Annotated in this window: 8 protein-coding genes; all 8 read right to left on the bottom strand. The window is 42.2% G+C overall.

Annotation, left to right across the window (positions count from 1 at the left end):
* Positions 1-154: 154 nt before the first annotated feature.
* The gene (locus tag BIY37_RS07345) at positions 155-997 is read right to left on the bottom strand and encodes a F0F1 ATP synthase subunit gamma (protein WP_070067182.1); all 843 of its coding nucleotides are present in this window, start codon (positions 995-997) and stop codon (positions 155-157) included.
* Positions 998-999: 2 nt separating this feature from the next.
* On the bottom strand, positions 1000-2496 hold the full coding sequence (locus BIY37_RS07340; protein ID WP_070067181.1) for a F0F1 ATP synthase subunit alpha: 1497 nt from the start codon (positions 2494-2496) through the stop codon (positions 1000-1002).
* 136 nt (positions 2497-2632) lie between these two features.
* Complete coding sequence (locus BIY37_RS07335) at positions 2633-3373, bottom strand: F0F1 ATP synthase subunit delta (RefSeq protein WP_070067180.1); 741 nt, start codon at positions 3371-3373, stop codon at positions 2633-2635.
* Entirely contained in the window at positions 3370-3636 is a 267-nt protein-coding gene (atpE, locus tag BIY37_RS07330) for an ATP synthase F0 subunit C (protein WP_070067179.1), read from the bottom strand. Before atpE ends, BIY37_RS07335 begins: the two co-directional genes overlap by 4 nt.
* Before the next feature lie 12 nt (positions 3637-3648).
* Positions 3649-4314: a F0F1 ATP synthase subunit A gene (gene atpB, locus BIY37_RS07325; protein WP_070067178.1), complete on the bottom strand. Its 666-nt coding sequence runs from the start codon at positions 4312-4314 to the stop codon at positions 3649-3651.
* Positions 4314-4589 (bottom strand): AtpZ/AtpI family protein, encoded by a 276-nt coding sequence (locus BIY37_RS07320; RefSeq protein ID WP_070067177.1) that lies wholly within the window; start codon positions 4587-4589, stop codon positions 4314-4316. Before BIY37_RS07320 ends, atpB begins: the two co-directional genes overlap by 1 nt.
* Positions 4589-4993, bottom strand: coding sequence for a F0F1 ATP synthase subunit epsilon (locus BIY37_RS07315; protein ID WP_070067176.1), 405 nt, complete (start codon positions 4991-4993; stop codon positions 4589-4591). Before BIY37_RS07315 ends, BIY37_RS07320 begins: the two co-directional genes overlap by 1 nt.
* The gene (gene atpD / locus BIY37_RS07310; protein WP_070067188.1) at positions 4990-6363 is read right to left on the bottom strand and encodes a F0F1 ATP synthase subunit beta; all 1374 of its coding nucleotides are present in this window, start codon (positions 6361-6363) and stop codon (positions 4990-4992) included. The genes BIY37_RS07315 and atpD overlap by 4 nt, the downstream gene beginning before the upstream one ends.
* Positions 6364-6527 lie beyond the last annotated feature (164 nt).

The following is a 6527-nucleotide window of genomic DNA, read 5'->3' as shown; positions in this document are numbered from 1 at the left end:
TCGGGATTTTCCCGTCTGCCCGTTTTCCCTATCGGCTCCTAACTATTCTGAGAAATTATTCTCTCTCACCATCCGTTTCGCTGAATAGTTACAAATCCCTTGAGATTTCAGTCTGTGCAAGGTGTTTTTTTATTATATACAAGCAACCGGGTATCTATTTTTTAAAAAACATCCCGCTTCCCAATATCTCCAGCATCTCCTCGGTAATCTCTTCCTGCCGGGTGTACATCTGCATGGCATTAAGATCCGAAAGTTGTCTTTTCAGGGTTTCAGAGGCTCCTTCCATGCTCCTCATCCGATACCAGTTCTCGCTCCTCAGTGACTCTACATAACCTCTGTAAAGGCTGATAAACAAAAACTCTTCCAGGATCTTTTCAAATATTTTTTTTGGTTCAAGATAGGTGTAAGGCGGAACCCTTGTCTGGCTTAAAGCTCCCTCTTTATGCATATCAGGCGGGAGTGTCTGTTTCACGGAAATCTCGGCCTTTTTCTCAAAAATATAGGTGAAGATGAGCGTAAGATTATAGTACTCTTCCTTACGGTATATATTCATTATTTTCAAAACCGTATCTTTCAGGGCCGACTGTATTCCGTTGATGCTAGCAACGGAGTCGCAATAATCTTCATATTTTGTCTGTTTTAATTCCAGAGATAATTTCAGCCGCTTTCCGATGACAAACAGGATATCATTGCTGGTAGCGACACGGGAAACGGTGTCGGCTATTTTTTCATTAAAAGGGCCACATAATCCCTGTGATGACCCGAATGCTACGAGAATTCGTTTTCCTTTGTTTTGCCCCCTTAATGATATTCCCGGATAATGTGTTGTAAGATCGTACATAGCCAAAATCAGATTATTTTCATAAACCCTTACATTCTGTACTAGTTCATCGGTTCTTCTGATCGTGACCCCGGCATATGCCTTCATTGCGCTGACGATATCCTCTATGGTGTAGAGCGCTCTTCTTTTTTTTTCAATATCTATGGAAGAAAGCATGGCTAAACCCTTTCTTTTCCGATGAAAACCTTCAATGCTTCCAGGTCCTTTTTTTCCAGCAAACCATCTTGATTGATACGCCTTATAATCTCCGGGAATGCTGTTTTAGCCGCGTTCGTTATTTCCTTGCAAACTTTATCTACTAAGGTAATTGCTACATTATCGAGTACGCCCGATTCCAAAATTATGAAGCTTAATACCTCATCTTCAAGGGTGAAAGGATGAAACTGCGGTTGTTTTAGAATTTCTCTTAGTCGTTCACCGCGTTTGATGAGTTTTGCAGTCTCTTCCTCCACATGTGCCCCGAATTTTGTAAATACTTCCACCTCAATGAATCTTGAATAGTCGATTTTCAGCCTTTCTGCCACCGCTTTCATTGCCTCAACCTGAGCCTTTCCGCCTATCCTCGACACAGATTTGCTCACGTCCACTGCTGGCCGGATACCTTTGTTGAACAGGAAAGTATCCAAATATATTTGACCATCTGTTATCGAGATAAGGTTTGTGGGAATATAAGATGATATTCTGCCCTGCTGTGTTTCCACAATCGGAAGGGCGGTAATGGAGCCTCCTCCGTTCTTCTGATTTAGTTTTGCAGACCTTTCGAGCAGTCTTGAGTGGATAAAAAATATGTCTCCCGGATATGCCTCTCTGCCGGGAGATCTCTTCAGCAAGAGGCTTAAGGAACGATACGCATCGGCATGTTTTGTAAGATCGTCGTAGATGAGTAAAACATCCTCCCCCTTAACAAGGAAATACTCGGCAATGGCCATAGCGCTGTAAGGGGCAATAAATTGAAGACCAAAAGAGTTTGAAGCATCTGCAATTACAAATATGGTCTTTGATAAATCGCCATATCTTTTTATCTCTTCAATAATTTTTAATACATGAGACTTTTTTTGTCCGATGGCTACATAAATAGAAATTACGCGGGAGTTTTTCTGATTGATGACGGTATCAATAGCAAGAGAAGTCTTGCCGGTAGCAGAATCGCCGATGATCAGCTCCCGTTGTCCTTTACCTATGGCAAGCATAGAGTCAATAACTTTAATACCTGTGTAGAGAGGTTCGGTAATAAAGTCTCTCTGGAGCAAGGAAGGTGCTTCCTTTTCTATTGGCCAAGACACTGTCTGTTCAAGTTTTGGTCCATTATCTATAGGATTACCGAGGGCATCCAATATCCTTCCCAAGAGTCCTTCGCTTACATTTACGGAAGCAATTCGTTCGGTTTTATAAGCCGTATCACCCGCCCTTATTCCGTTACGTTCGGTAAGCAGTACGACTCCTATGCTATCAACATCAAGATCAAATACTATCCCTTCATCGCCATGTGCAAATTTAATAAGCTCATAAAGTTTTGCATCCCGCAGACCAGCAAGATGCACTATCCCATCTCCTATGGAAAGCACCCTGCCTTCCTCCGTAATGCCAACGGAGAATCTGCTGGCTTTGACCTTTTCCTTTATCTTTTCAAAAAAAATGCTGAATTCTTTTTCCATCTATCTTTATTACTGTGCAAATATTTTTTAGGAAGATTTTTTACCTCTCCCTTATCCCCGACTTTTAAAGAAGGGGAAGAGAGGGTACCCTTGTCCCTGCATAGGTTGAGCGGTAATTCGTTGCGGCGAAACTGCGCTAGGAGGTTTCTTTAAGTTTCAAAGCAATGGCATTTATCCGGCCTGCAAGTGAGGCATCGTAAATCGTATCGCCAACCTTTACCCTTACACCGGCAATAAGCGTCTCATCAATGGTTGTATTAATTTTTATTTTTTTTGCAATACGCGCTTCAAGAGTTCCCCGAACCACTTTTTCATCATCCATCGAAAACGGATATGCGGTAACGAGGTCTATATTTAATGCCTCTGCGGTTTCTTTCATTTTGGAAACATCAGAAACCATTATCTCGTTCTCCTTCAAAAACCTTCTTACAACAGCCATATGGAGCTCTTTGTCTGAAATATCTTTCAAAAGGTTCGATGCAAAAATGGAGGTAATCTCAAGACATTTGGTTTTTAGTTCCGTTTCTATCCTCTTTTTTTCCGCATCAAACAGCGCTTTTTCTTTTTCGATTATTTTAACTGCGTCTTCCTTTGCCTCACTGAGCAGTTTATTTCTTTCCTTAAGAGCCTCTTCCCGTGTCTGTCCGAGTAGGCGGTCTTGAACTTCCTTAAATTTCTTCAGCTCCTCCTGCTGTTTCTCCTTCAGTTCAAGCGCCTCTTTCTTTGTCTTTTCAGCATCCTCGACAGTCTTTGCCACAATCCCCCTGCGCTTTTCAATAATTTCCCGTATGGGTTTATATAATATCCGCCTGAGGATAAAGAGCAAAACAACAAAGTTTATTATCTGAAAGAGGAGTGTCCAGATGTTCAATTTCATTTTAAAATGTACCCGATGAGAGGATTAGCAAAAAGGATAATCAATGCAATGACAAATGCATATATGGCAATAGATTCAATCAATGCCATCCCGACAAAAAGAGCCCTCATAATCCTGTCCGAGGCCTCAGGTTGTCTTGCAATTGCATCGAGCGCTTCTGTAAGCGCCTTGCCCAACGCCCTTGCTGGACCATATCCACCAATAGCCATGGCAAAGGCAGCCGCTATTATGGAAACAGAAATAACTACGGTTTTAGCATCCATATCGAATCTCCTTTAAGATTTTGTTCTGATACCGCCTGCAATAAAAACCAGGGTTAAAACACCAAATATATATGCCTGTATAAGGGCAATAATAATATGCAGTAAGCTAAACGGGACCGGCACCAGTAAACCGACGATCCCGAGGAGTATTATGGTGATCATGTCGCCACTTAACATATTCCCAAAAAGCCTTACCGCGAGGGCAATGGTCCTTGTAACCTCTGCTATAAGGTGGAAAGGGAGCAAGAGCCACGTTGGTTCTTTATAGTGCATGAGATATCCTTTCAACCCTTGTGTTGCAATACCGATGACGTGGGTCATTGAAAAGGATATTAACGCAAATGCAAAAGTTGTATTAAGGTCTGCAGTAGGAGTCTTCAATCCTGGTATTAAACCAGCCAGATTGGAGAAGCCAATAAGTATCCACAGGGTGCCCAGCACAGGAATAACCAGCCAGGGTTCAACAGGCAGGATATCCTTTATTGTCACTTCGATGGCCTCAAAGACGGCTTCTATAATCTCCTGGAAAAAAGAAGGCTTTACGGAGAGTTTCCGTGTTGCAAAATAGCTTATCGTTATTATGGCAATCATGACGAGCCATGTGGTAATAACGGTATCGGTAATATGAACGGGGCCGATTGAAAAAATTGTCTCCGGAAAAACATTAAATATCTTCATTACTGATGTTTCCTGACAAACAGATACCAGACATTATAAATACCGACGGCTATGCCGATCATAATAAGGGTTATTGTCCATGAGATGCCTTCTCCGTGCATTTTTTTGTCCAGATACCTTCCGAGATAAGCCCCGCCAACTACCGGTATAACAAAAACCCATCCCCCGACACCGAGGACATTAGCATAACGCCAGAAATTTGACCTCTCTTTTCGGGAACTCAGCAGTTCCCTTGCAGACTTTTCAATATTACGGGAAAACTTTTGATTTTCCATTAGGGATTTTCCTTAACCAACTTTATCGTCTTTTCCATAAATGACCTCTCGATTCCCTCAAACATTTCACGGAAGGCCATTTCCTCCTGGTTCCTTTTTGCGAGGGTATTTTCGATAATTTCCGCAAGTTTCTCAGCATCCTCGCTTTCAAAGACTTCCTTTGATGTGATCATTACGGATCCAGCCCTTACGCTTAATATTCCTTCATCAACTGCAAGAAAATATTCTTTACCCTCTGCTGATGTGTAATAACAAAGAGAAGGAACTAAAACCGTTAAGAAATTTGTATGGTCTTTTAAAATACCGAAAAATCCTGTACTATCCTTCAATCTGATGTAGGTTATGTCTTTTTCCATGATCTTTGCAGGTGTTACGATGCGTAGTTTAAAGGCTGAATTATTCACCGTATCTCCCCGACATCACCGATCATAAAAAAGGCATTCTCCGACATGTCATCCATTTTCCCCGACAGTATCATCTCACAACCGTCGAGGGTTTTGGCGAGAGGAACATGTTTCCCCTCTCTTCCGGTAAATTCCTTCGTAAGGAAAAAAGGTTGTGTGAGGAACATCTCGAGTTTTCTCGCTCTTTTCACGATAAGCCTGTCATCGGGAGAGAGCTCTTCTATGCCCAGCATGGCAATAATATCGAGGAGTTCTTTATACCGGGAGAGATGCTCTTTTACGTTTCGTGAGATTCCATAATGCCTTACTCCCACGCCTTCCGGACTGAGAAATTTTGAAGTCGAAAGTAGTGGGTCAATTGCCGGGTAAAGCCCTTTTGCTGCAATATCCCGCGAAAGAACTACCGTTGTGTCGAGATGGGGAAAGACGTTTGCTACGGCCGGGTCTGTTATATCATCGGCAGGCACATAGATCGCCTGTATGGAGGTAATAGAACCCCTCGGTGTTGATACAATTCTTTCCTCTACCTCTGCGAGTTCTGAAAGGAGTGTCGGCTGGTAACCCACCCGGGAAGAGAGTCTTCCCAAAAGTACTGAGACCTCGTTTCCTGCCTGAACAAACCGATAGATATTGTCCATCAAAAAAAGGATGTCTTTTCCTATTTCATCTCGAAAAAATTCTGCTAAGGTAATTGCCGTTAAAGGTACCCGGAATCTTATTCCCGGGGATTCACACATCTCTCCAAACACAAGCATTGCGTTACCGATAATATCCTGTCTTTCCATCTCTCTCCAGAGTTCATGCCCTTCCCTTACTCTTTCTCCAATACCGCAGAAGATGGATATTCCGGAGTAAACTTTTGCTATTTTGTAGATGAATTCCATAAGCAAAACCGTCTTTCCAACTCCGGCGCCTCCAAAAAGGCCTATTTTACCGCCCCTGGGAAATGGAGACAAAAGGTCTATGATCTTTATGCCGGTCTCAAGGATGCCAGAAGCAGGTATCTGTTCCGTCAAAGCCGGAGGCATTTTATGAATTGGCAGCGCTTTACCATTTTCTAGAGGGGGCTTGCCATCTATCGGTTCTCCAAAGATATTAAAAGCCCTCCCCAGGCAGTTCTTATCTACCGGAATTTTGAGCGAACTGCCTGAAGAAACAACGGACATACCTCTTTTCAGGCCCTGTGTATATCCAAGCGCAATAGCCTTTACAACGGTGCTGCTTATGTGATCATGAACTTCAAGAATGATATTTGTCTCGTCCGATTTCCTGACAACAAGGGAATCATTGATATTGGGAAGTCCTCCGCTGAATTCAATCTCAACAACATCGCCGTGAATTGCAATTATAACACCCTTCATAGCCATCATCGTACCATAAGAACCCTGACTTTCAAATATTTTTCTCATCAGATGAATTGTCAAAGTTTCGTTCTTTTTCTTAAAACGTTAAGATTTTATATTAAAATAGCTATGGGCATGTTTGGTATATTTTTTGCCGGATAGCGAGGAAGATATTTCTTTTTAAATTTGGG

The organism is Candidatus Brocadia sapporoensis (assembly GCF_001753675.2).
GTDB classification, from domain to species: domain Bacteria; phylum Planctomycetota; class Brocadiia; order Brocadiales; family Brocadiaceae; genus Brocadia; species Brocadia sapporoensis.
The sequence above is the reverse complement of the archived record's forward strand: the minus strand, read 5'-3'. Positions and strand labels throughout refer to the sequence as shown.